The organism is Acetobacter cibinongensis, from assembly GCF_000963925.1.
Taxonomy (GTDB): Bacteria; Pseudomonadota; Alphaproteobacteria; order Acetobacterales; family Acetobacteraceae; genus Acetobacter; species Acetobacter cibinongensis.
Genome location: NZ_BAMV01000002.1, coordinates 97199 through 122479, shown reverse-complemented (window position 1 = coordinate 122479; position 25281 = coordinate 97199). Strand labels below are relative to the sequence as shown.

The window sequence follows — 25281 nt, the reverse complement described above, 5'->3', positions numbered from 1 at the left end:
ACCCCGCTAAGTCCACCCGACTTGGCGGGGTTTTTGTTTGTCTGCTATCCAACGCCATTGTCAGGATGTCCGCGAGATCGCCCCGCATATTGATCTGGAGGCCTTTGTCGGACGGGATGAGGATAATGGCCATTAACAGTGAGCGGATCACCTCGGCCGCCTCCTGGCGCTTCTCGTCCAGTTCGGAATGCAGCATGTTATGCAGGCGCGCGAGCTGTCGGTAATAAAACTCCGCCATCTGGGGATGGGGCAGGGGAGGCGAGGCGAAGCGGGCGCATGGAACTCCTTGAGCTCTGCTTTGTGGGCTTCGAGTTTCGATCCACGTTCCTGGACCGTCTCAATCGAAATCGTTTCTGAAAGATGGAGATCCATCAGATGCTGGATGTTGCGCTCAACTCGCTTCAGTTCTGATCCCGCTGCGCCGATGTCGGCTAATGCCTCCATGCGGAGTCGGTTCATCTCGGTGGTAAAGGCGCTGCAGAATTCGGTGAACAGATCGGGATCCATGAGAGATGGTGACGCAGGGCATCAAGGACGCGGCGTTCCAGCTCCTCGCGCCGCAAATTGGTCCAGTTACCGCAGGTGTCTTTGAGGGACTCAGGGCTGCCGGTTTGTCTGTCTGGAATTGTCGCACTGGACGTCTGACGCTGGAGAATATCATTCGTGTTGTCAGGACACGATACTTCAAGGTGACCACGAACAGTTTGCACAAGCACAGTGTTGAACTCAATTTTCTGGACCAGGATTTTTCAGCATCAGCGCTTAACCATAAATGGACAGCGGATATAACATACATCCGGACACATAAAGGCTGGGTTTATCGGACTGTGGTGCTGGACTTCTTCTCACAAAGAGTCATCGGTGGGAATCTTGAGGTCCACAAGACCGCAGATTTTGCTACCACAGCGTTACAGTGCGCTATTGCCATGCCTCAGCTACCACCAAGCTGCATCCATCATGCGATGGTGGCAGTCAATATTGTTCAGAGGCTTACAGGAAGCTCCTTTCTGCTTATGGCTTTCTCGTATCCATGAGCAGAAAGGGGAACTGCTGGGAGAATGCCGTCACGGAAAGTTTCTTCAAGACCCTGAAAGCTGAACTCCTGTGGCAGTAAGCATGGGTGACGGGTCAGGACGTCGAGCAGGCTATCACATCCTACATCAATGATTTCTATAATCCGCAGTGGCTGCATTCCGCACTTCAATAGAAAAGCCCTCTGGATTATGAGTGCAATGCCGCTCAACAGATAATCTATGGTCTGACACTCAACCGTGACACGTCTATACGATCAAAGTTTTCAACTTTCCTGCTAAATAAGTTCATCCTTGTGTGCGCTGGAGATACATTCGCATGACAGGAAACTTTTTCAATCAAGAAAGAATTCACTATGATGAAATTAATTCTTCCTTGATAATTAATGTGTTTTATTTTTTTTCGTATTAATACGTGAAGCTGACTTCCCCCAAGAAAATTCTTCCGGCAGAGGGTGTGGCGCGGTTGGAAAACAGGCTTTGATAATTCACGCGGTTAGCAAGATTGTATCCATTCATGGAAACCTTCCAATGTTTGTCAAACCGATGAGATATCATCGCGCTAAAATCAAGGTTGGCTGGCGCACGTAGGGTGTTGGCCGCGTCTAGCCAAACATGTTGACGCCAGGTAACGCCCCCGCCAAAGGCTATATTGTAGGGTGTATTTGGAAAAGCGTTATAAACAGACCAGAGTGTTGCCTGATTGTGAGGCACATATTGAACATTTTTTCCACGATTGGCCTTTGTGGCTGAATAGGTCGTATCGCTATCATACAAAGCGTACGTTGCCGTCACATTCCATCCCGGCAGAATAATTCCGCCCACGGACAATTCTAGTCCCTGATTACGCTGACGGTCTGATGATCCCTGCACTTCACCTGTAACAGGGTCAGCGTTCATAGCGTTGCCTTTATCAAGACGGAACAAAGAAGCCGTGGCCCCTATACGATCATGAAACAAGCTATATTTCGCACCCAATTCGTAAAGCTGGGCTTTTTCTGGGCTTGCGAAAGAATTTGTACCGGGACGAATAGGAACCGATCCATTGGTTACATACATCCCCATGGGTGTTGTTGAACTTGCCCACGTGAAATAATAAGTCTGGTGTTCATCCGGTGTCGCAACAAGACTGACGTTCGGGTTAAATACGCCACTCACATCATGAAAATGTTTGTCAGGATTAGTAGCAACATTTCCCCCCGTCAGGTTGTAGCTTGTCTGCCAACGGTCCCAACGGAAGCCTCCTTTTACAGAGAGCCACTTTGTTAACCAGATCTGATCAAACAGGAACAGTCCTGTATCAAATCCGTATCCGCTACTGTGAGGTTTTGCGCCTAAACTGCCTAACGTAACCAATCCTGCAGGATTAGACTCCCCTGCAACAAGGTCTAGGTTACCAACATAGGGGTTAGGATTGACCAAATTCGCATAGGGCTTAGCTTTTAAATATGTTGATTGTGAACGCACATCATTCACCCGTTCAATATCAAACCCAGCAACCAACTGATGCCGTAAAAATCCCGTGTTAAAATTTGCAACCATTGACGCAACATTCTGTACAGACCAGCTTCTTTGCTCATAGGGCAACGGAGCCATATAGGTTCCAGGTCCGGTACCTTTCCCTGCACCAGAGGGCCCGGACCGCGCAACCAATGCAGCAGCAGGGTCTCCATTAAAATAATTGTTCACACATGTTGTGTCGCATGTAGCTTTGGAAGCTGCAAAATTACGGTAATACTGGCCACCACGCAGGTCATCATAAATGGTAATATGGCTGTTTAATTTGTAGGTAAACCGCGCTGTTTCCATATTATCATTGGTCGAATTCTGGTCATTATTGGTTCCGTACCAGTTGGTACGCCGAATACCATATTGGGTAATAGGTTGCCCGTAAGATGCTCCTGGTTTTTTCACCACAGGCACACCGAAATCAGGCACGGAGTTTTCCTGTTGGTGTAAATATTGCAAAACAAGGGTGGCCCGTTTCCCAAGACCAAATGCTAGGGATGGCGCAACCCCCCAGCGATGAGAGTATATGAAATCTCGCCCAACAACATTATGTTCGTCTCCCATTCCGGTCAGACGAAACGCGGTTGAGTTATCCAGTTTCTGGTTGATATCCAGTGTGCCGCGGTAATAGCTCCCGGAGCCTCCTGTAAATTCAGCTGAGTAACTATTATTGAGCGTTGGGGTTTTGGTGACCATATTGATGGCACCGCCTGTGGTCCCATTTCCGAACACTTCAGAAGAGGGGCCTTTGATCACAGAGACGGATTCGAAATTAAAGGAATCTCTGGAGTAAACACCAAAATCCCTTAACCCATCTTCGTAGATATCGTTTTGAGCTTGAAACCCACGAATCAGAAACTGATCGCCGTTCATACCTCCTGCGCCTTCACCAATAGAGGCGGTGACTCCCGGCACATTCCGTAAAGCTTCATCCAGAGATTTAACATTCTGCTGCCGCATCAGCGCTTGTGGCACCACGTTGATGTTCTGGGGCGTATGCATGACGTCCTGCGGCATACGTGACAAACCAAGAGACTGATGCATGGTGTTGAACCCATGCCCCTTAACAGTCAGACGTTCTTCATCCTCTGCATTGATGCTGGCGATATCTGTTCCGTTACGTGCCTCCGTTTTCTTGACACGCTTGCTTTCGCGTTTGGGGTGTTTTTCCGCGTTTGGCACATTGGACGACGTAGCAGCCAATGCCTGTGTCGAAAAGAACAGAGCGCTCACCACAGACATAGGCGTAAGATACGCCCGGTAAACTTTAGTCATTCGTATAGTCTCACCTAAATTTAATAATTGCGTCTTCGTATAACAATATTAATAATTATTCTCAACAACTAATTATGGGACCCTAAAAACCGCTTGGTTTTGCGGCCCTCTATGTTCCCATTTCTTCTTTTTTTACTGGAGGAATGGCGATATGAAATAGCCCGATTGAGCAGATGAATACCAAACCGATTCAGTGGCTTGACGGCGCGACAGACCTTTAAAAACAGCAGCAACACCAGATTCAGAGACAATATGCGTGATAATCTCTCTGGCAGGTTTCCGATCCCGGCTGCCTTCATGAAACAGATTATTCCGCCATAGGGAATTGCTAACAATTCATTCAGTGTAGAGAATGCTTTAACAGAAAATTACTGGACCTAGAGCGGGATAGTTTACGTCATTTGCAACGGCCTTCAGCCGCATGTGTGCTGAAAGGCTGGCAGCGTGTCGTAACCAGATACGATCGCTGCGCTCATACTTTCATATGTCCAAATCACTATAGATTCATCCTTCGGCTTCCATCTCAAAGAATGAATCCTAAGTCTAATGATCCCAGATACTAGTTTTTATAGTCTGGTTGTTCACGGTCCAGTTTTCTGCGTAGTGCACTCCAGATCATACGTCCTTGATCCGGGTCTTCATCAAACTGTTTTTTTGTGCGAAGTATTTTGTCTTCAGAGGGAATATGGAGCGCTACGCCTGTGGATTGTGCTGCAATCTGAATCCGGCAGGATTGTTCCAGATAATACATGCGGTAGAAAGCGCGTGCCACGGTCTCACCTACCGTCAGTAAGCCGTGGTTTTGTAAAATCAGGGCGCTGTTTGTACCAAGATCTTGAACCAGACGTTCACGTTCGCTCAGGTTGTCGTCTGCGGCGATGCCTTCGTACCGGTGAAAACCTACCGAGCCATAGAACTCAATATTTATCTGGTTGAGGGGCAGGATATTGGTTTCCTGCGCAGCAATAACCATGCCCGGTACGGTATGGGTATGCATGACGCAGGCAGCATCCGGCCTGCTCCGATGGACCGCAGAATGTATGACAAAGCCGGCAGGGTTTACCGGCCATGATGTTTCCTGCTTTGGTAAGCCCTCAGCATCAACCACGACCAGAGAACTGGCGGTAATTTCTTCAAACAGAAGCCCGTAAGGATTGACCAGAAAACGATGATCTTCCCCGGGTAGACGCACAGACAGATGGGTATAGACAAGATCTGTCATGTTAAAATGCGCCATGAGGCGGTATGCAGCAGCCAGATCTTCGCGCAGTGCTTGTTCCGTTGGTGTTGTATTAAGCATTGATGGTTCTCTTTGTCAGACAGACGTTTTTGTTTTGTTTAGGTGCCCAAACGTAGCAGTTTTGCGTGCTCCTTGTGGAAGGGAGATTTCACCTGCCTCAACACGCCGTGTCAGATACTGGTAAGTCTGAAGAGCCTGGGCCCACATATGCTCCCCAATAGTAATGGTTTCATAATCCTGCTTGCCGGTTTCAAAAGCAGGCAGTGGACGGATTTGCGTATGATAGTCACAGGCGTAGAAAAGCGGAAAAGAGTAGCGCTCCTCTTTAACACTTCTTACGCGGTGAGCTGTGGCAACAAACGCTCCGGCGGTCATAACCTCCAGCATATCACCAATATTCACAACAAATGCACCGGGGATGGGGGGAGCATCAATCCAGTCCCCATTGCCGTTCATCACTTCCAGACCCGGTTGATCGGCTAGCAGAATAGTAAAGCATTCATAGTCTGTATGTGCACCAATACCCGGTGCATCCTGCGCGTCAGCATCATAGGGATAATGGATCATGCGCAGTTTGGAAGGAGGGAAATTGGCATGGTCATCAAAGTAGGTCTCAGGTAGACCAAGCGCGAGCGCAAACCCCTGAAACAAGGTGCGGCCTAGTGCAAAAACTGCTTTGTAGTAGGTCTGTGCTGCCTCTTTAAAGCCGGGTACAGTTGGCCAGTTGTTTGGGCCAAGCAAAGGTGTTTTGGCCACAACGAGCGGGTTATCAGCCGGCACCTCAAAGCCAATATCAAAGGCCTCTTTGTGGTCAGGCCTGCCGCTGCCATACACTTCCTCTCCCTCTGGCACAAAGCCTTTATGAGTGGCGGATGTGCCAATGTAATAGTCCATTTTGTAATCAAAGGGTTGTGCAAAAAAGGCTTTGGCAGCAGCACGGACAGCCTGAATGGTTTCTGCCGGAATATGATGGCCAGAAATATATAAAAACCCCACAGTGCGTGCCGCATGACCGAGCTCTTTGGCAACGGCCATGCGGTCGGACACAGACTTACTGTATAAACCTGCAATGTTAACGACAGGAATAGAGGTAAAAGTTTCAGTTTCTGTCATGGCGTTTTTCCGGTTGGCTTATTGAGGAAAGAGGGTCTGGAAGTGCTTCTGCTCAGTCTGGCCTATCCATGTGTTCATTTCCCACAGATCTGCCACGGGGGCGTTGGTAAAAGGAAGGGTGTGAACATATCCGTCAGGCCCGCATTCTGGTGTAAGTGTGCTGATGGCGTAACCGCGCGCCTTCTGGGCGCGCCAGACCTGCTCCCAAACATGCTGATGGAAGCGTACGCACTCAGCATATTCTGGGGCGGCAGGATGGGGAATTTGAGGCCCCTGATCATAGCCTATGCGGGCCTGAATATGGTGCACACGCTTAAAGAAGGCGGAAAAGTCATCGGCTGGGTCATTTAGCAGGCGTTCACAACACACAACCCAATGACTGATGTCCAGCGTAAATAACACATCCTCTGGCACATGAGGTAAAACATCAAGTGTAATCCAGGGATTTGCCAAAATACGTGAACGATGCGTTTCAAAAACGCAAGTTATGCCAGTTTCCTGTCCGATAGCGTGAGCTTGTGTAATGAATTCCGCCTGCTGTGTTGCGCTCCATCGGTCATTGCCCCCAAGCACATTAATGAAACGAGGTGCCATAAGAGCAGCACGCTCAAGGTTGGAGCGCAAATCTGTCAGGTGGTGCTCAAGCGTGGCATTCTGGCTAGGAATAACGCCCCCACCCGTCATTGCAATGCCAATATACGGCATATCGGCGTGCTTAAGCAGTTGGGCCTGCTGCTGTGCATCGGCAGGGGTGGCTGGTATGCGGGCCTCAATACCGGTAAAACCTGCTGCGCGCACTTCCTGTACGGCATGGTGCCAAGGGCGGTTATCACCCCACAAGGTTTTAAAAACTTCCAGACGCATACCGTTCATCTCAGGAAAAAGCTGTGGTGCAGTATCCGGCACCACAGCTTTGTGGGTTAGAAGTTGTAGCGGAGTTCTCCACCAATCCAGCGTGGCGTTTGCAGATATTGCGCACGGCTGTTGTCACTTCCGGTAAAGGAGTAAACATTGCCATGGTTGTTCAGCATATTGTCCACATAGACAGCAGCGCTCCATTTGCTGGTCTTCGGTGCAAACTCCATGCGCAGCCCCATGGAACTGATTTTGTTTGTTTTGCCGTTGGGGTCACCCAGGGCAACCAGCATATTGTCTTTCCATGTGTAGCTGGCTTGCAGGGTCAAGCGGTAGCGGTTGATGTCAATGCCGTACCGGGCCACAGCACTCCAGGAAAAGCGCGGCGCAAAGGGCAATGCAGAATGGGCACCCACATTGGAGAGGAGCGGCAAACCACCAATATTATTCACTGCGGAGATGGCCCGTGCATCAAGGTAAGCAAAAGACCCGCGTATATCCAGGTTGGGGATCAAGTCATGCAGGGTTGAAGACAGTTCGCCGCCACGTGTTCTTGCCCGTGATATAGGGCCAAGGCTGAGGGAGGTAATGTCTCCGGGCATTTCTGCTACAAAGAGAGTTTGTCTATTGTGGTATTCATAGTCAAACAAAGAGCCTTCAACCATAACCTTGTTTTTGAACAGGCTTGATTTTACACCAACTTCATAAGCAATCAGATTTTCAGGGCGGACATAGTCAAGTGCCTGCGGGGCGGACACTGGGGCTGCAAAATAGGTTCCAGCCTTGTACCCATTTGAAATGGTGCCATAAAGGTACGTGCCGGGCACAACCTGATACCTAAGGCCTACACGGCCAGTCAGACGCTGATAGTTATGGCTGGTGTTCATGTAGGACAGGTTGGTGCCAGATACGCCTGTCAGCACGCCGTTATCATCGTGTGTGCCGCCATGAAATCCGCGTTCATCGTAAGAAAAGCGCCCAGATGCAATAAAGTCCAGACTATGCGTAATATTGGTAACAGTATTAACGTACACACCAGCCGAGAGGTTCTGCTGGCTGAAATGGTCGGTCAGGTTTGCTTCAGGGCGGTCAAACAGAAAACCACGATAACTGGTATAGGCACCATCAATCTTGTCATAGGATTCGTAAATGCCAACTGTCAGGTGGAATATTTTGGCAATATTGGTGCGCAGGTGCATGTCATGTGACTGCGCCAGATAGGTGTCGTTCCAGTGGTAGTCTGCAACTTGTACAGATTCGCCGTCATAGTTATCGTAAATGCTTCTGCGGTACATATCGATGGCGGTTTGTGAGCTGAAAACACCAAAATTGAACACATGTTCAAAGGAGAGTGATGCGCCACCGCCATTTTCTTTACGGCCAACACGGTTCTGGCCCACATTCACCTGATCAAAGCGTGCGTTAGAGCTCACACCAATAGTGCCAACTGGATAACCATTCACGGCATCGCCTGCCGTGTTCTGCGGAGACATCGGGGTGCCACGGTCACGGGTGTAATGGATGTTGAGAAGAGCAGATGTCTTATCGTCAATTTGGAATTTCGTCAGGTTTCTGATCGCCAGCAAATCTTGTGCGCCGTAGCGGCGGCTGGTGTTGATGTCACGCTGCCAGCCATCGCCTTTTGTATAGCTAAAGGCGGTACGATTTGAAATCTTGTCAGTAATGGGCACGTTAACTGCAAACTTACCAGTGCTGGTATTGTAGCTGCTGTAACCCCATTCTGCGTAGCCGCCGAATTTGTTTGAAGGCTTCACGGCGGTAATATTGACACTACCGCCTGTGGTGCTGCGGCCCATGTCAAAACCCTGAGGGCCTTTTTCTACAACAACATTTTCAATGTCGAGCATCTGGCCGTTATACAGGGCAGGGTAGGGGGCAAACACGCCATCAAGGTAAATGCCAATCCCCCCCATGTTGGTGCCAACATAGTCATCCAGACCCACACCACGGATAGAGAAAATGGGTGAACTGCCCGAGGTAGCGCTAACGGCTGTGACGCCTGGTGTGTAGGCAGCAATTTCCTTTGGGCTTTCGACATGCAGTTCACGCAGCTCTTTGCCGCTCATGATATTCACTGTGCCGGGCTGGGACAGATAGTGAGCGGTGCGCGTTGTGACAACCTGAATATCTTCAGGAGAGGTGCTTCTGTGCGGACCACGCGCTTTGCGGCGTGCAACGGGCATAACAGCCTTGCCAGATTTGGCATGTACACCGCTGGGAGCGTGTGGCGCAGCGGGCTGTGAATCCACTGCGGCCAAAGCTGGCAGGGCGGCCGTTGTTCCCAGCAACAGGGCGGTCAGTGCCAATTTACGGCGCGTTGCCTGTTGCTGGAGTTTGAAGGAGAGAAACCGGGAAGGGAATGTCATGCCTGCACTCCTCGCGCTAGGACGTGTAGGGAACGGGTTGGGGCATTGACTCTCGTCATGGGCGACATGGCTGCCAAAGTCGCTTTAAGGACGAGACGGAAAAAACGGGCGGTCATGAGATCCCCTTGATTGCTGGGGTGGGACACCACCCAAGTAACAACTTCATTGCAAATTAATAACGAAGTTGCAGCCCGTTTCGTTTGGAATGTAGTAAATCTTACTTTTACACGCGCTGATGTGTGATCTTAGTAACGGATCATCTGGTTCAGAAAGTTATTGGCGCGCTCTGTCTGGGGCGTGGTAAAAAATTGCTCTGGTGGTGTTATTTCAAGAATACGCCCTTGATCCATGAAGATAATTTTATCCGCAATGCGGCGGCTAAACGCCATCTCGTGTGTCACACAGAGCGTGGTGATACCTTGTTCTGCCAAGGTATCCATAATGCTCACAACACCGGTTATGGCTTCTGGGTCCAGAGCAGCAGTTGGTTCATCAAACAACATGACTTCCGGCTGCATACACAGCGCACGGGCTATGGCAACACGCTGTTGTTGCCCCCCGGAAAGCTGGATGGGGTATTTATTGGCCTGCTCCGGGATACCGACCTGTTTGAGGAAATTATGCGCCATTTCCTGCGCATCTTTACGCGGCACATTACGCACGAGCTGGGGTGCCAGAGTGCAGTTGTCCAGCACGCTCAAATGCGGGAAAAGATTGTAATTTTGGAAAACCATGCCGACCATGCAGCGTAATTCTGTCAGGCTGGTTTTGTCATTAATCACCTTGCCATCTATCAGAATACTGCCGCTATCGTGGGGTTCTATACGGTTGAACGTCCGAATGAGGGTGGATTTTCCTGACCCGGACGGACCAAGAACAACGATTTTTTCGCCTCGTTGCACGTCAAAACTAAGCCGGTCCAGCGCAACAAACTCCCCATAGAGTTTGCTCATATTGTGCACAGCAATCATGGGAACGGCAGGTGCAGGTGGCTGGTGAGTGTGAGGGAGGGAATTAGAGTGCATTGGCTGTCGCTTTCTTACGGTCGGCCCATGAAAAACGGCGTTCAACACGTTTTTGCAAAAACAAGAAAAAGAAGACCATTGCCAGATAATAGACCAGAGCGGCGGCATAATACTCTGTAAACTCAAACGTACGCGCTACCTGCACCTGTGTAATGGCCAGCAGCTCTTGTAAGGAAATAACAGAAGCCAGGGAGGTGGTTTTGAGCAGGCTGATAAATTCGTTAATGGTGGGCGGTAGCGCAATTCGTAAAGCTTGCGGAAAAATAACGTAGCGGTAAACCTGCCGACGTTTCATGCCTAACGCATCTGCCGCAAGCTCCTGGCCACCATCAACAGCACTCAGGGCCGCACGGTTAATTTCCACCTGATACGCAGACTCATTGATGGAAAGCGCTACAAGTGTTGCAAGAAACGGCGTGAACCATTGTTCCCGGAAAATAGGAAAAAACTGCGGTAGGGCGTTCCAGATAAACAAAAGCTGTAACAATGTTGGCGCGCCTCTGAAAATGGAGACATACGCTTTGATTACCCATTTAAGAGCAGATTTTTTATGGCTGTTCAAAGTGATAGCCATGGGGATGGACAATAGAATGGCTATGAAATGAGAAAGCAGAGCAACGCCCAGTGTCAGGGCGGCACCTTTCAAAAAGGCTGCGGAGAAAAGAGCAGAAAAGAAAGACTGCCAGTTAAAGCCACCAGCACTTTCATCTGCCGAGAGCGCTTGCTCCGCCTGTGAAGAAAGAGACCATTTCTGGCGAAGTCGTGCAAGTGTGCCATCTTGCTCAAGGTCGGCTATGCTTTGCGCCAGTATGGCGCGGTCCTGTTTGTTTTTCCGCAAATAGGCGGCAAAATGGCGGTAGTCTTGATAGTCAGGTTTAAGAATAATACGGACTTTACCGTGGAGTTGTTTCTGGCGGAAATACAACTCTACATCCTGGCTTACAAAAGCAAAAACCCGGCCAATAAGCACCTGCTGCACAACCTGGTCTTCTGTCGGGTATTGCTGAATAAGAATGGGGTCTTTACCCGCAGCGGCAAGAGCCTGATTTTCATGCTCAATCCGTGCCGCATAACTTGTGCCTGCCTGTACGGCGATGGTTTTACCAGAAAGCTCAGCCATGCTTTTAAGGGCTGGTGTGTTGGCACGAGCTACAACGGTTAGGGCCGTGTCCTGGTAGGCGACCGCATCAAAATTCTTTTCTCTGTCCGCCAATTGTATAATGCCGCTCAAGACCAGGCCACAGCGCTGGGCTGCAAGGCTGGGGAAAAGGCCTGTAAAATCCATTGTGATTAAAGAGAGAGAGGCATGCCAGCGCTGTGCCAGTGCGCGCACAACATCAATATCCATGCCTTCGGGCTTGCTGGCATCCGACCCCTGAATAAAGGTCATGGGGGGCAGGGTTGGGTTTGTACAGACCGTCAATGTGCCGTCTTGTATGAAAGACGGCACAGTCTCAGTTGCACCCTGAGCGCGGCACCCGGTTGGTGTGGCAAGTGCTAGCCCGGTGCCAATTACGCCAGCAAACAAGGCATTGCCAATTTTGCGTGGACCAAAACCCCGCTGCAGTGCGGTAAGGAGAGAAAGAGCAGCCATTAGTATGAGTCTTCCAGCAGGGCGCGAAATGTCTCAACCATCAGTTCTGTTTCGGGAGACGTACGCGCTAAAAAATGACAGCAGGTGATAAGTTGCAGATTGTTGAAATTGATGTGCCGGAGCAATCCCCGGTCCACCAATGGTTTTGCAAAAGCTTCTGGTAAAAAACCTATGAAGTTTCCGGACAGAATAAGCAGCGCGCGGGCATCCACATTTTCAGCGGCAGCTCTGAAAGAAAGGTGCTGTCTTATTTCATTCCATTGAGGGGAAGTGGCTGCATCTGAAACAGCAATCATGCGCTGTGCGGCCAAGACTTCTAGCGTAATGGCGTCTTCCGGCATGGAGTAGAGGGGGTTGCGTACACCACAGTAGAGATTAAGCGCTTCTGACACCAAAGGTATGCCCTGCATGCCGGGCATATTTTGGGGGTAGAGTGCAATCCCCGCTGTGGCCTGACCTGTTGTAACAGCCACTTCCACTTCTCGCGTGTTGGCAGAATGAACGGTCATGAACACGTTGGGGTGGTGGCTGGTAAAGGTTTCTATGGCGCGTATGAGGGGGGTTTCACCATGCGTTTGCAGGTTATCGGGCACATAAAGCCGGAATGTGCCGGATAGAATTCCGCTAATCTGATTAATGCGCTGCTGAAAATGCTGTATATTCTGTAAAAGCCCCAATGTGGCTTCCAGCACCGATTGCCCTTCACTTGTCAGGGAAAATCCACTTCTGCCACGCTTGCACAGCTTAAGGCCCAGCCGCGTTTCAAGGGCCGAAATATCCAGACTGATGGAGGATTTACTTTTGCCCAAAGCAATTTCAGCGGCAGCAAAACCGCCCTGTGCCGCAACCGTGTGAAAAACACGCAGCAGGCGCAAATCAACTTCTGAAACCTGACCACTAAAGCCGCTTGAACGCCACGGTGTGGCTTTGCGTTGCGGGGTAACGGCCGCTGGGGGCTTGGCTGATCTTTTCATGTGATCTGTCGAGTCCTCTCAGGCTGTGTTGGCGGGGTAAAAATTGACCTGATAGTGTAAGCATTCGGGCCACGGGGGCACATGGCGTGTAACCGTTCTTTCAAGATACCTACCACCTCATACACTCCGTTACTCTATCGTAAGAATGTGCGGGCGGGAAGTGGGTTACGGCTCTAAGATAGGCTCAAACACGTGCAAACACTCAAGTATGAAATTGTGGCACGTCGGAGGAATAGAAAATTTTTTGGCAGAAAACAGCCATTTGAGGGATTTCCAAGGGAATTTTTAAAGCTGTTTTGGAAGGATAATTAATCATTTTCTAAAGTGAACTCCGGTTAATTCTCATTTTGCACTCGTTCCTTTTCCGTTACAGTCTGGGAGAACTTAGCAATCTCAAGGATTTCCGGTAATGGTAGCAAACCGCTGGTTTATTGATAGCGAAACCGGTGAACTGGCTGATGTGCTGCTCTGTTCACCAGAGTACTATCAGTGGATTCCAAGCAACGATATTGCCATTCAAACCATGGCAAACGGCGGTAAAATTGACCGTTCAGCCTTGAATGCACAGTTTTCCGAGCTGGTAAGCACCTTAAAAGAGGCAGATGTTGCGTGCCACTTCCTGAAACCGAAGCCCGATATGCCCTATCAGGTTTATACGCGCGACAGCTCACAGACTACGCCGTTTGGTACGGTTGTCACCCGTTTGATGCGCAAGGAACGTGTAGCGGAAGAAGGGGAGATCCGTTCTTTCTATGCGCCAGATGAAATCTGGAAAAGCTGCACCAAAGGGCATATTGAAGGCGGTGATATTCATATTATCCGCCCCGGTTTGCTTGCGGTGGGTGTCAGCGGTGGGCGTACTGATGAAGCGGGTGCCGCAGAATTCATCAGTTGGTTTGAAGAAGCCGGATGGACCTGCCGCATGATCCGGTTTCCCGAACATTTCCTGCATCTGGATGTTATTTTCACCATGGTGGCAGAAAATCTGGCTATTGCGGCAGTTGACTGTTTGGCGGATGAAGATCTGGAGTGGTTCAAGGCGCAGGGTATTCGCCTACTGCCAGTCAGTTACAAAGAAGCCATGCGGGATATGGGCTGTAATGTGCTTGCTTTGGGTAAGGACCGGGTAATTAGCCCATTCCATTCAACGCGTATTAACGCCATGCTGCGCGCTGAAGGTTTAACGGTCATGGACCCTGAGCTAAACCAGTTTTCACAGGGGGGCGGCAGCATTCATTGCATGACTATGCCGCTGCGCAGAAAGTCTCTTGTGCCAGCATAAACAGGGTAGACAAGGTATAACATTATGGCGCGGCTTATTATTAGTGCAGACGGCCCAGAAAGATTTACGGTCTGGAAAGAAGCCTTTGCCAAAGCTGCGCCAGACTTGACCGTCTGCTCCTGGTACGCGCCAGAGACAGAGGTTTTGCCTTCAGATTATGTGCTGGTCTGGCAGCCTGAAGATGAGCATTACGCTGCACTGGCACAGGTTAAAGCCATTTTATGCACGGGGGCGGGGGTAGACCATCTACTCCAACACCCAGATTTCCCGCTGCATGTGCCTCTTGTCCGTATGGGTGGAGAGCAAACAGCACAATTGATGGCAGATTATGTAACATGGGCGGCCATTAGCCTGAACAGGGATGCCCGCACATGGGCACTTCAGCAGCAGCGTCACGAGTGGGTTTACAACAGCGTAGCCCGCACAACGGCTGAAACGCGGATTGGTATTATGGGGCTGGGTCACTTGGGGGGCTATGTGGCTACTCATTTGGCACGAATGGGGTTTCAGGTAGCTGGTTGGAAACGCTCCCGCGCAACCCTGCCGGATGTACAAGTGTATGTGGGACAGGAAGCCTTGCCGGACTTCCTGTCCAGAACGGATATTCTCGTTAACCTTCTGCCCAGTACGCCCCACACCCGAGATCTTGTAACATTGAAGTTTTTAGAAAATCTGCCGCGTGGGGCAGGGTTTATCAATGTAGGGCGGGGCGAGCATGTTGTGCAGCAAGATTTGTTGCAGGCACTTAATACCGGTTTGTTGTCTGGTGCGGTGCTGGATGTTGTTGCGCCAGAACCCCTACCTCATGAGTCCCCTCTCTGGGACCACCCGCGTATTACAGTCACGCCCCACACAGCCTCACACGCTTCTGCCTACTGGCAGGCAAAATATATTGCACAGTCTATTACGCAGTTAGAACGTGGCGTTACGCCTGCGCTGCTGTGTAATCCGCACACAGGCTACTAAAACTTTTGCACCAAAGAGCGAGTAAAGGACAGAAATATGGTTGCGCATAGCAATATGGTCATAGATGGCCCAGCCCTTTGGCTTGATCTTATGGAAACAGCCAAGTTTGGTGGTACGCCAAAAGGCGGTATATGCCGCTTGGCTTTGTCTGAGGAAGACGCAAAAGTAAGAGCATGGTTTGCCAAAACCTGTGAAGCTTTGGGTTGCACGGTGACATATGACTCTATGGGTAATCAGTTTGCCCGTAGGCCCGGCAGTAATAATGACCTGCCACCTATCATGATCGGGAGCCATCTTGATACCCAGCCAACAGGCGGTAAGTTTGATGGTATTTTAGGTGTATTGGGCGGGGTTAGTGTATTGCGTGCGTTGCACACGGCGGGCCTTACAACTGTACACCCTATAGAAGTCGTTAATTGGACAAATGAAGAAGGCGCGCGCTTTACGCCCCCCATGTTGGCCTCTGGTGTATTTGGTGGCGTCTTTACGCAAGATTACGCCAAAGGCAGAGCGGATAAAAACGGCATAACGCTCGGGCAGGCGTTGGAGGAAATTGGCTTTGTGGGGCAGGAGCCATGTGGCCAGCACCCAGCCAGCGCCTATTTTGAACTGCATATTGAACAAGGACCCGTGCTGGAAGCAGAGCACAAAACCATTGGTATTGTCACAGGCGTACAGGCCATGCGCTGGTACACTGTAACGGTGACAGGGCAAGATGCACATGCTGGCACAACGCCCATGACCATGCGCTCAGATGCCTTGTGGGCGGCCGCCCGCATGATAGATGGTGTGCACCATATTGCTATGGCTCATGGGCCGGATGGGTTAGGCACAGTGGGAATTGTGAACTGCCAACCCGGCAGTAGCAACGTCATACCTGGGCAAGTGCAATTCACAGTGGATCTGCGCCACCCAGCGGATGATGTTCTGGAAGGAATGGAAAAAAAGTTTTACGAAACGTTATCACACATCGCTACATCTTGCGAAACACAAGTTTCAATTGAACCCACTTGGGTGTCTGCCGCTGTGCATTTTGATTCGTTCTGCCTGTCTTGCGTAGAGAGTAGCACGGAAAAACTTGGCTATTCATCGCGTAAAATTGTGTCTGGCGCGGGGCATGATGCAGTATATGTCGCAAAGGTTGTGCCAACAGCGATGATTTTTGTGCCTTGCTGGAAAGGTATCAGCCACAACGAGGCAGAAAGTGCAGAGCAACCAGATACAACTGCTGGTGCCAATGTTTTGCTTCATGCCGTGTTGCAGGCAGATGCACAGTTACAAACGGCCTGACGCAGGATTGCCGCTTCTTATGGCCGCTTAATATTGTGTCGGAGAAACTATAAATTCGATAAACCCTTGCGGAAAGCCGACATCTTTGTAGTTTCCAAAATCTCCAAGGATTTTCTGTTGTGCGTTATCTCTCCTACTAATCTTCGCGTTATATGCAGTAAAGCGTGGTACAGTCTTGTATTGGGAGAGGCCGAAAGCCGAAGAGGGTGTCTTCACTGCATGGCTGTCTCTCCTCCGAGTGGCTTGCCGCCTGTTCGGTGTCAGAAGCCTGACGTCTAAGGCTGTCAGCACGACACTGCCCGGTCTATGTCCTCAGAAGAGAGGATGACAGATTGGTGTTATAAGTCCCTAAGTCATGCAGACCATCACATGCTCCATTAACGGTTGTTACAACCGTAGGGACTGCATTCTGTAAGCCAGAAGTCTTCTGGGTCATGAGCACAGTGCGGCACAATAAGGATCTCATGGTTCAAAAATAAATCCTGACGCGTGCATCCTGATAATCAAACGCAGGTACTCTCAGATAGCCGTTTTTCTAACTTTTAGCGGGTTCCATCTTTCGACAAGTGCTTCTGGATAACGCTATTAAGACGAATGCACGCCATAAAATGCCAGCGAGTGGGAACTCTTGATTGGGGCGTAATTGTATTAAAAAAAGCCACACTTCAACAAAATGTTAAAATAAAACAAATATAAACATCATTATAGAGATTGCATCAATATCAGTTATTATGTGTTTTATTTAAATGAATATTTAAATATGTGAGAAATTATTTGACGGCGCGCAATTTATTTTCTATTTAACAGCAAATTTTCCTTAACAAGAAACAGGATTGTGTTCATGACAGCCACAAGCAATATTCCATCTTCGGGGCAGAATACACTTAACTTCGCGACCATAGACTCGTCAGGAAAAGTGTCGAACACTAAAAATAGCGTTTCAGTTTTTTTTAATGATTCTACTCATTTCACTATTAATGGAACAAAATATACATATGATTTTACATGGGGAAGTGCAGGTTCAAAACAGATAATATTAGGCGATGGGCACGGTGGATATTTTTTATTAACAGATGCCGATATTAATATATCAAACTATACCTATGTGAATAATTCATATGGTAACAATAATCATTGGCAAGTAAATGGGAATGATGGAACAAGCACATCACTCGCATTTAACAATCGTGGGTTTGACCCCTGCTTTCTTGCAGGAACGGAAATCTCAGTTAACGGATCTCTCTGTAAAGTCGAAAACCTGACTATAGGCGACAAAATTGATACGCTTGTAAACGGTAAAATAGAGCAGAAAACGGTCTCTTGGGTCGGTAAATCGACATGTGTCGCCAACCCTCTTCTTTCAGTCGATCAGCAGGATACCCCGTACGAATCCTTAAAGATGCTCTGGCAACAGGCGTGCCTTTTAAGGATATGCTCATTACCCCGGAACATTGCCTGTTTCTTGATGATTGTTTTGTTCCCGCACGGATGCTCGTGAACGGTCAGTCCATCTTCTACGACCAATCTTTCACCCATTACGACTATTATCACGTTGAAACTGAAGACCATGCGATCATCATTGCTGATGGTGTGTTGACGGAAAGCTATCTTGATACCGGTAACCGGCATAAATTTCGGCAGGACGGGGACGTATTGTCCATTGCGCGCGGTCGTAATTTGACATGGGATGACGCAGCAGCACCTCTTAACGTTTCTCGCGCTTTTGTTGAGCCATTATTTCAGAAATTAAGTTTGCGTGCAGAAGAGAAGTCTGTTCCGTTTCAAACAGCAGCGGCTGTTTTAACGCATGATAATGACCTGCATCTGAAATCAGACACTGGTCACACACTCTATCCAATCCGCAAGAAAAAAAATGGTTCTGTCTTCATGCTTCCGGAAGGCGTTAAAACGGTCCACATTATCTCAAATGTGAGCCGCCCTTGTGATGCCATAGGGCCATTTGTCGATGACCGCCGTGCTCTGGGGGTTCTGGTTGGAAATATCACGCTTTGTGAGAAAAACGCGACGCGCACCATTACATCTCATCTGGATGATGAAAATCTGACAGGATGGAATAGCGTAGAATCTCCAACCATGCGCTGGACGTCAGGCAACGCTTATCTTGCTTTGGGTGATAGAAAGCAGGGCGCAATAGGGTTTCTTACACTTCAAATTCTGGCATCCGGTCCGTATCTTGTCAGAAACACAGTGTCCGAAGACGCAGCACTTCGCGCCTAACCAAGTTATGACCTCACTCCAACTCTTGGGGTGAGGTCTTTAACGGTTGTTACTCTATGTTGGCCTGTGGTTTTCCTAAGCCCTTAGAATTTGTGACTATACTCCCGTCTGTTACAGTTTTTCGGTCACTTTTGAAGGTGGCCGATACTCCCGGCTTTAGAAGAATCTGTCGGGCTTATTGGACTGCTTGTTGTCAGGTTTTCATAGTGTTCCTGATTAACTGGGCTCTCAATTCCGGCAACCGGGGTAGGATGACGTAAGCCCTCATACTGAAAACCTGTGAATGTCATGGTCTGGTCAGGAGTAGGCAGTAGCTTATCGTTCCAACCGCCGCCCAATGCACGTACCAAGCCCACTGAGGCCTGAAGGGCGCGGGCCTGCACTTGTGCCTGTTCAATTCGGGCGTCAAGCGTATTGACCTGCGCAATCAGTGCATCCAGATAGCCGTCGGCCCCGCCTTTATAAAGTGTCATGGTTAAGGTTTGTGATTGCATGGCGGCATCTACTGCCTGTTTCAGGCGTGTATTTTCAGCCCGTAGGCGTGCGGTCATGGAAAGACCGTTTTCCACATCTTTGAAGGCCGATAATATTGCCATGCGATAATGATCCCGTGTTTCACGGTAGTTTGACCATGTGCGTTGGAGTTGGGCTCTGCGCAGCCCCCCTTCAAATAGCGGCATGGTGACAGACGCCCCATAAGACCACATGCTATTGGCCAGATTGGCTAAATCAAACCCGTTGGCGTCAAAGCCCCCATTAGCGTTGAAGGATACATGCGGGTAGAATGCAGCACGCGCAATGCCAATAGCTCTGTTGGCCTGTGCCATTTCGCGTTCTGCGATTGCAATATCCGGGCGGCGTTGTAGCAGTTCCGATGGCATACCTAATGGAAAAACAGGCTCTGCCGTATCCTGACTCGATACTTCGGCAATGTGGAAAGATGACGGTGAGGCGTTAACCAGTATAGCTAAAGCGTGTTCCAGCACGTCGCGCTGTGCTTGCATATCCAACTGGCGCGCCTGCGTCATGTAAAGCTGATTTTTTGCACGTGCGACATCAATTCCGGTTGCATCCTGGTTATCAAGCCGGGTCTGCGTAACTTTCAGGGCCTGCTCATAATAGGCGATAGATTGGGTATAAATCGCATTTTGTGCGTCCAGTCCACGCAGTGCGAAATAGTCTGTGGCCAGCTCTGCCTGCAAACTCAGCCGGGCCGACGCATATTGCGCAGCTTGTGCTTGCGCATAATATTTCTGCGCTCTTACACGGTTACGGATGGACGACCAGATATCCGGTTCCCAACTTGCCATTCCACCATAAAATTCATCCGTGGCCGTAATGGGGCCTTTGTAACGAAACAGTCTGTCAGAAGAACTTTTGTTATTGCTCGACCCAAAAGCCAGTGCAAAATGCGGCAGGAGGTCAGACCGAGCTTCCATGACAATAGAACGGGCTTGTATAAAGCGTTCCGCCGCAGCCTGAAGATCTGCATTTCCATCCATTGCCTGCGCTTCCAGTGTTGAAAGCGTTGGGTCTGCAAATAAGGTCCACCAATCTGAGCGCAGAACCGTATCTTGCGGTTGAGCTTCTTTAAAGAGGCCTTGCCCATGCCATGTGTCAGGCACAACAAAATGCGGGGCCTGGTAGGTGGGAGCAAGGTCGCAGGCGCTGAGCACTGTAAGGGCAGCAAGTGGAATGGCTTGCAAACTTTTCTTCTGGAAAATGCTTTTTCCAAAAAAAACCTTACATATTCTCGGTATAAGGTTACTCTTTCCATAGGAATTATCAGGATGTTTTAGAATAGGGCTCATTCGTCATCCTCCTCGTCATCAGTGCTGCCAGCCGTTGTAATATAGCCTTTGGTGGGCACACTCAGGCGTACAGTTTCGCCTTCCAGAAGATCAGCTGGGGGATTGTTGATGATATGATCCGTTGGGCTCAGGCCAGCCTCCACTTCCGTATAAGCATCAGACATCCGGCCTACGGTTATATTGGTGTAATGGGCTTTGTTCTGCGCATCCACTGTCACCACCTGCATTCCCTTTTCCTGAAAAACCAGCGCACCGGTTGGAATAGTATAAACACCTCCTTCTGCTGGTGCGGACAAAGACACAGAGGCAAATGTGCCGGGCCACAACTTTTGGTCTGCATTATCAATAGTGAATTCTGTAACAGCCGTACGAGTGTTGGCGTCGTATCCTTTGGCAATAGTCAGGAAGTTGGCGGTAAAAACCTTGTTGGGATATTGCGGTACTGTGACACGGGCCTTCAGTCCCGGTTTGAGAATATAAGACAGTGTTTCTGGCACCGAGACAAACAGACGCATTTCATGCGTGTCCGCCACAGTAAATAGCTCACTGGCAGTGCCGTTAGCATTCATGTTGCCACTGCCAGCCCCAACATAGTCACCGACACTGATATTTCGGGCCGTAACCACACCATCGAAAGGTGCAACAATCGTTTTGAATTGTTCAAGGGCGCTATAACGGTCCACGTTATGCTGCGCGGCTTCTAGTGACGCTTGTGCTGATTGCTCATTAGCATTCTGGACAGAAACGGATTGTCCAGAAACGGCTTGAGATTTTCCCATTGAGCGCCAACGGTTGGCTGTTACTGCCGCAAGTCCGTATTTAGCCTGTGCTACCTGAAGGTCAGCTTTGGCCTGTGCATATTGTGCGTCCAGACCCGGTGCGTTTACTTCCCCTAAAATATCGCCTTTTTTTACTGATGCACCGTAATCCTTATACCACATTTTTACGTAACCGGAGACCTGCGCGTAAATAGGCGCTTCATACCAGGCGTTAATATTGCCTGGCAGCGTCATGGATACCGTGGGTGGGGCTGGTTTAGGCTGTACTACGGCTACATCTGGTACACTGGCGTGCTTTGCGTCAGCGCGCAGTGTAACCTCACTGTGCAGGTGCTGCACTTCCAGATACGCGACATACCCTACCAATACACACAGCAGGCAGCCGATAAAGAGACGTTTTTTTGTAAGAGCGGACATCAGACGGCCTCCTGCCCATTGCTATGACCCGCTTCAGGCGGGAGAGATATTTTTTCATGAGAGCGATTGTGAAAAATGGCGTAAACACAAGGTACGAACAGAAGCGTTGAAACTGTTGCCAGAATGAGCCCTCCAATAACGGCTTTCCCGAGCGGTGCATTCTGTGAGTTACTGATGGCCATTGGCACCATGCCAATCACCATGGCGGATGCCGTCATGATAACAGGGCGAATGCGGCCAAACCCGGCCTCGACTGCCGCAGCAAGAGCATTGCCGTGCAGAGCAAAACGTTCTTTGGCAAACGAGACAACCAGAATGGAATTGGCCGTGGCAGTGCCCATGCACATAATCGCACCAGTCAAAGCAGGCACGGAAAGACGCGTCTGTGTCAGGAACAGGCTCCAGGCAATGCCTGCAAGGGCACCGGGAAGGGCTGATATAATAATGAAAGGGTCAACCCATGACTGGAAGTTTATGACAATCAGCATGTAGATTAGTACAACAGAGACAATCAGCCCGCCGACTAGTTCCATATACGCACCATGCATGGTGACAGCCTGCCCGCGAATATCCACTACCGCTGTCTGCGGCAGATCATGGTGCGTATCCGCCACTACCTGTCTGACCCGCTTCAGGACTGCTCCCAGATCGCTCCCTTCTGTTGAGACATAAACATCAATTTCTGGCATTGAGTTATAGTGAGACACCTGCCCCGGTGTGCCTGTAGGCGTTACGGTACTGATGCTGCCCAGAAGCTGCATATCTGTCCCTTTAGGGTCATTGTCTCCTTTATCAACCGGGATTGTCAGCAGGTCGTTGTAATGAGTCAGTTGGTCCTGAGAGACATAGACGTTGAGTGGGAACGTGATGCCGCTTTTAGGGTCCAGCCAGTATTGCGGATCAACCGTCTGGCTACCTGAAAGAGTCATAAGTTCGTTATTGGCTATATCCGCTTCAGTCATGCCTGTGGCCTGACCAAATGTTCTATTACCCTGCACAAACAACGTGGGGGTTTTCATGGTCTGCTGGATGACAACATCCGCAGAGCCGGGAATAGCCCGCAGCTTATTCACCAGCAGACGAGCATACTGGTAATTGCTTTGAAGTTCCGGGCCAGAAATCTGAACATCAATTGGCGCAGGGGAACCAAAGTTCAGAATCTTGTCTGTCAGGTCAGCAGGTTGAAAGGTGAAAGTGCTTCCCGGAAATTTTTGGGACAGGTCCGTGCGTAATAATTTGCGGTAATCCCAGACAGAAGATTGCTCATCTTTCAGCGAAATAGTCAGGTCGCAATCCTGAGTGCCAAGAGAGGGGGTGGGAATAAAGGCCTGATTATGTGGTCCTTCCGGCAGTCCACAGTTGTTGATGATACCAGAAACTTTGCCGGGTAAAAGTGTTTCTATACGGTTATCCACCAGAGAAACAATGCGGCCTGTTGTTTCAATGCGCATTCCTAAAGGCGTGCGCATATGCATCTGCATTGTGCCTGATTTGACCTCTGGAAAGAAGTCCTGGCCGTTGATCAAAAACAGTCCGAGAGACAAGACTGATAGCCCAAGGAACACGGCAACAAACCGAACACGTTTTGCAATAATTCTTTCCAGAGCACGCCCGTAGCTGGAACGGAAATTATGGAAAGCATGCTCAAACTTGTTCTGAAAGCGCCCCAGGACACCTTTCGGGAGCGCAAGATGTTCATCACTATGCAACCCCGGATGAACCTGACCAGCCAGAAGATACTTGGCCATGGTAGGCACTAAAGTGCGGGACAGGATGAAGGAGGCAAGCATGGCGTACACAATGGCTTCTGCCATAGGCATGAAAAGCCAACCGGCTACCCCGCTCAACCTGAAAAGTGGTGTCCAGACAATGCAGATACATAATGTTGAAACCAGCGTAGGAATAACAATCTGGTTGGCAGCATCAATAATCGCCTGCTCTAACTCTTTCCCTTCTTCAAGGTGGGTATCGATATTTTCGATCATGACTGTTGCGTCATCCACCAGAATACCAACTGCGAGGGCAAGCCCGCCAAGTGTCATGACATTGATGGTCTGACCAGAAAGCAGCAAGCAGATAATGGCAGACAGAATGGCCAGCGGAATGGAGGTCGCGATGATGAGTGTGGAGCGCCATGAACCCAGAAACAGCAGCACTACAAGGCCTGTGAGAATGGCCGCAGTCACCATTTCCCGGACCACATCCTTGATGGCGTCTTTCACGAAAACAGATGCATCACTCAGGATGGAAATATGCACGTCTGGCGGGACAAGTTTCTGAATACGCGGCAGAAGTTCTTTGGTGCGTGCCACAACATCCAGTGTGGAGGCATCACCGCTTTTCATGACAACGACTTCCACCCCCTGACGCCCCTTGACCAGCACGAGGTTGGTTTGCGGATGCCCGCCACGGTAAACCTGTGCAACGTCATGTACGTAAATAACGGCGTTACCAACACGTTTGACGGGTATATCACCCAGCTCCTTCATGGAACGTGGCGTGGCGTTCGTTTGCACCATCCAGTCCGTAGTCGCTATTTTCTGATCCCCGGCAGGGAGCACAATGTTCTGTTTCCGCAGGGCGTTCTGCACATCCATTGCGGAAAGATGATGCGCCTGTAACTGTTTCTGGTTTAAAGCCACCATAATAAAGCTGTCCATGCCGCCATAGGGATGTGGCAACACAGCGCCGGGTACTGTTACCAAGACCGGACGAATACGGGTCATGGCAATTTTGTACAGGTCAGACGGTGTTTGTTTTTCAGACGTTATCTGAAGTGCCAGAACGGGAACAGATGACGCTTCCAGCTTCATGACCATTGGTGCCGGAATATTATCAGGAAGCTGTTTGATAACCGTTTGGGAAATAGCGGTGACTTCTGCCTCCGCTTCTCCAATATCCGTTCCGGGTTGGAAGTAGATGTTAACGATACTTCGGCCGTAATAAGAGCTACTTTCCATATGCTCTATACCCTCCACAGTGGAGGTAACGGCAAGTTCGTAATTATAGGTGATACGGCCCGCAAATTCCTCAGGAAGCATGCCGCCATATGTCCACACCACAGAGACCACGGGAATCCGGATGTTAGGAAACACGTCGGTGGGCGCATTGAAAAGGGACAACACACCGAGGGCGAGAATAAGCAAAGACAATACAATAAATGTGTAAGGTCGCTTAAGCGCCGTCACAACGATGGCATTCATGCGTTTCCTTCCTTGCTGAAGCCGATGAAGTTTCGCGCAAGATAGAATTGCAGGTATGCAAAAATCTTTTAAAAAAAATATTATGGCATTATATAATCTTTTAATAAATTGAACTTTAAAATTGAAACATAGTTTTTGAGTTAATTTATTTTTTATATTTTTAGAAATTATCAGTTTCTAACAACTAAAGTGCAGAGTGTCGTGTTAAGGTTACAGGAATTGAAGGATTACTATTTAACGCCGAGTGATACCTACCATCCGGGCTATAAGGCCGAAATGCGATATTTGGTCG

Annotated in this window: 17 protein-coding genes and 1 pseudogene; 6 read left to right on the top strand and 12 right to left on the bottom strand. The window is 49.5% G+C overall.

What is annotated here, in order from left to right; genetic code table 11:
- Positions 1-238: pseudogene (locus Abci_RS14490) on the bottom strand (hypothetical protein); the annotation flags it as partial.
- Positions 239-512: 274 nt separating this feature from the next.
- Between Abci_RS14490 and Abci_RS14045 the strand changes: the two are divergent.
- Entirely contained in the window at positions 513-1034 is a 522-nt protein-coding gene (locus tag Abci_RS14045; protein ID WP_219810295.1) for a DDE-type integrase/transposase/recombinase, read from the top strand.
- 405 nt (positions 1035-1439) lie between these two features.
- Here Abci_RS14045 and Abci_RS01230 read toward each other — a convergent pair whose 3' ends face one another.
- From Abci_RS01230 to Abci_RS01195, 8 genes are all read right to left on the bottom strand, one after another.
- A complete protein-coding gene (locus Abci_RS01230; protein ID WP_244877547.1) occupies positions 1440-3815 on the bottom strand; it encodes a TonB-dependent receptor in 2376 nt (791 codons plus the stop codon).
- A 559-nt stretch (positions 3816-4374) separates the two neighbouring features.
- Complete coding sequence (locus tag Abci_RS01225) at positions 4375-5115, bottom strand: class II aldolase/adducin family protein (RefSeq protein WP_048837325.1); 741 nt, start codon at positions 5113-5115, stop codon at positions 4375-4377.
- 15 nt (positions 5116-5130) lie between these two features.
- Entirely contained in the window at positions 5131-6168 is a 1038-nt protein-coding gene (locus Abci_RS01220) for an isopenicillin N synthase family dioxygenase (RefSeq protein WP_048837324.1), read from the bottom strand.
- 18 nt (positions 6169-6186) lie between these two features.
- Entirely contained in the window at positions 6187-7032 is an 846-nt protein-coding gene (locus tag Abci_RS01215) for a sugar phosphate isomerase/epimerase family protein (RefSeq protein ID WP_048837344.1), read from the bottom strand.
- Between the two features lie 56 nt (positions 7033-7088).
- Positions 7089-9227: a TonB-dependent receptor gene (locus tag Abci_RS01210; RefSeq protein ID WP_048837343.1), complete on the bottom strand. Its 2139-nt coding sequence runs from the start codon at positions 9225-9227 to the stop codon at positions 7089-7091.
- A 428-nt stretch (positions 9228-9655) separates the two neighbouring features.
- Positions 9656-10381, bottom strand: coding sequence for an amino acid ABC transporter ATP-binding protein (locus Abci_RS01205; RefSeq protein ID WP_165759959.1), 726 nt, complete (start codon positions 10379-10381; stop codon positions 9656-9658).
- Between the two features lie 43 nt (positions 10382-10424).
- Positions 10425-12029: an ABC transporter substrate-binding protein/permease gene (locus Abci_RS01200; protein WP_084597461.1), complete on the bottom strand. Its 1605-nt coding sequence runs from the start codon at positions 12027-12029 to the stop codon at positions 10425-10427.
- Entirely contained in the window at positions 12029-13003 is a 975-nt protein-coding gene (locus Abci_RS01195; protein ID WP_048837322.1) for a LysR family transcriptional regulator, read from the bottom strand. Before Abci_RS01195 ends, Abci_RS01200 begins: the two co-directional genes overlap by 1 nt.
- Before the next feature lie 409 nt (positions 13004-13412).
- Here Abci_RS01195 and Abci_RS01190 point away from each other — a divergent pair, with 409 nt between their 5' ends.
- The 5 genes from Abci_RS01190 (at position 13413) to Abci_RS14095 (ending at position 18779) form a co-directional block, all read left to right on the top strand.
- Complete coding sequence (locus Abci_RS01190; RefSeq protein ID WP_048837321.1) at positions 13413-14285, top strand: dimethylarginine dimethylaminohydrolase family protein; 873 nt, start codon at positions 13413-13415, stop codon at positions 14283-14285.
- Positions 14286-14309: 24 nt separating this feature from the next.
- Positions 14310-15251, top strand: a complete 942-nt coding sequence (locus Abci_RS01185; RefSeq protein WP_048837320.1) for a 2-hydroxyacid dehydrogenase — start codon at positions 14310-14312, stop codon at positions 15249-15251.
- A 36-nt stretch (positions 15252-15287) separates the two neighbouring features.
- On the top strand, positions 15288-16541 hold the full coding sequence (locus Abci_RS01180) for a Zn-dependent hydrolase (RefSeq protein WP_048837319.1): 1254 nt from the start codon (positions 15288-15290) through the stop codon (positions 16539-16541).
- Positions 16542-17382: 841 nt separating this feature from the next.
- Positions 17383-18039, top strand: coding sequence for a Hint domain-containing protein (locus Abci_RS14105; protein ID WP_244877546.1), 657 nt, complete (start codon positions 17383-17385; stop codon positions 18037-18039).
- On the top strand, positions 17973-18779 hold the full coding sequence (locus tag Abci_RS14095) for a Hint domain-containing protein (protein WP_371861410.1): 807 nt from the start codon (positions 17973-17975) through the stop codon (positions 18777-18779). Before Abci_RS14105 ends, Abci_RS14095 begins: the two co-directional genes overlap by 67 nt.
- 125 nt (positions 18780-18904) lie before the next feature.
- Here the strand turns inward: Abci_RS14095 and Abci_RS01170 are convergent, their stop codons facing one another.
- From Abci_RS01170 to Abci_RS01160, 3 genes are all read right to left on the bottom strand, one after another.
- Entirely contained in the window at positions 18905-20485 is a 1581-nt protein-coding gene (locus Abci_RS01170; protein WP_244877544.1) for an efflux transporter outer membrane subunit, read from the bottom strand.
- Positions 20486-20586: 101 nt separating this feature from the next.
- Positions 20587-21786, bottom strand: coding sequence for an efflux RND transporter periplasmic adaptor subunit (locus Abci_RS01165; protein ID WP_048837318.1), 1200 nt, complete (start codon positions 21784-21786; stop codon positions 20587-20589).
- Positions 21786-24989 carry an efflux RND transporter permease subunit gene (locus tag Abci_RS01160; protein ID WP_048837317.1) on the bottom strand — a complete coding sequence of 1068 codons (3204 nt, stop codon included), beginning with the start codon at positions 24987-24989 and terminating at the stop codon, positions 21786-21788. Before Abci_RS01160 ends, Abci_RS01165 begins: the two co-directional genes overlap by 1 nt.
- Between the last annotated feature and the right edge of the window lie 292 nt (positions 24990-25281).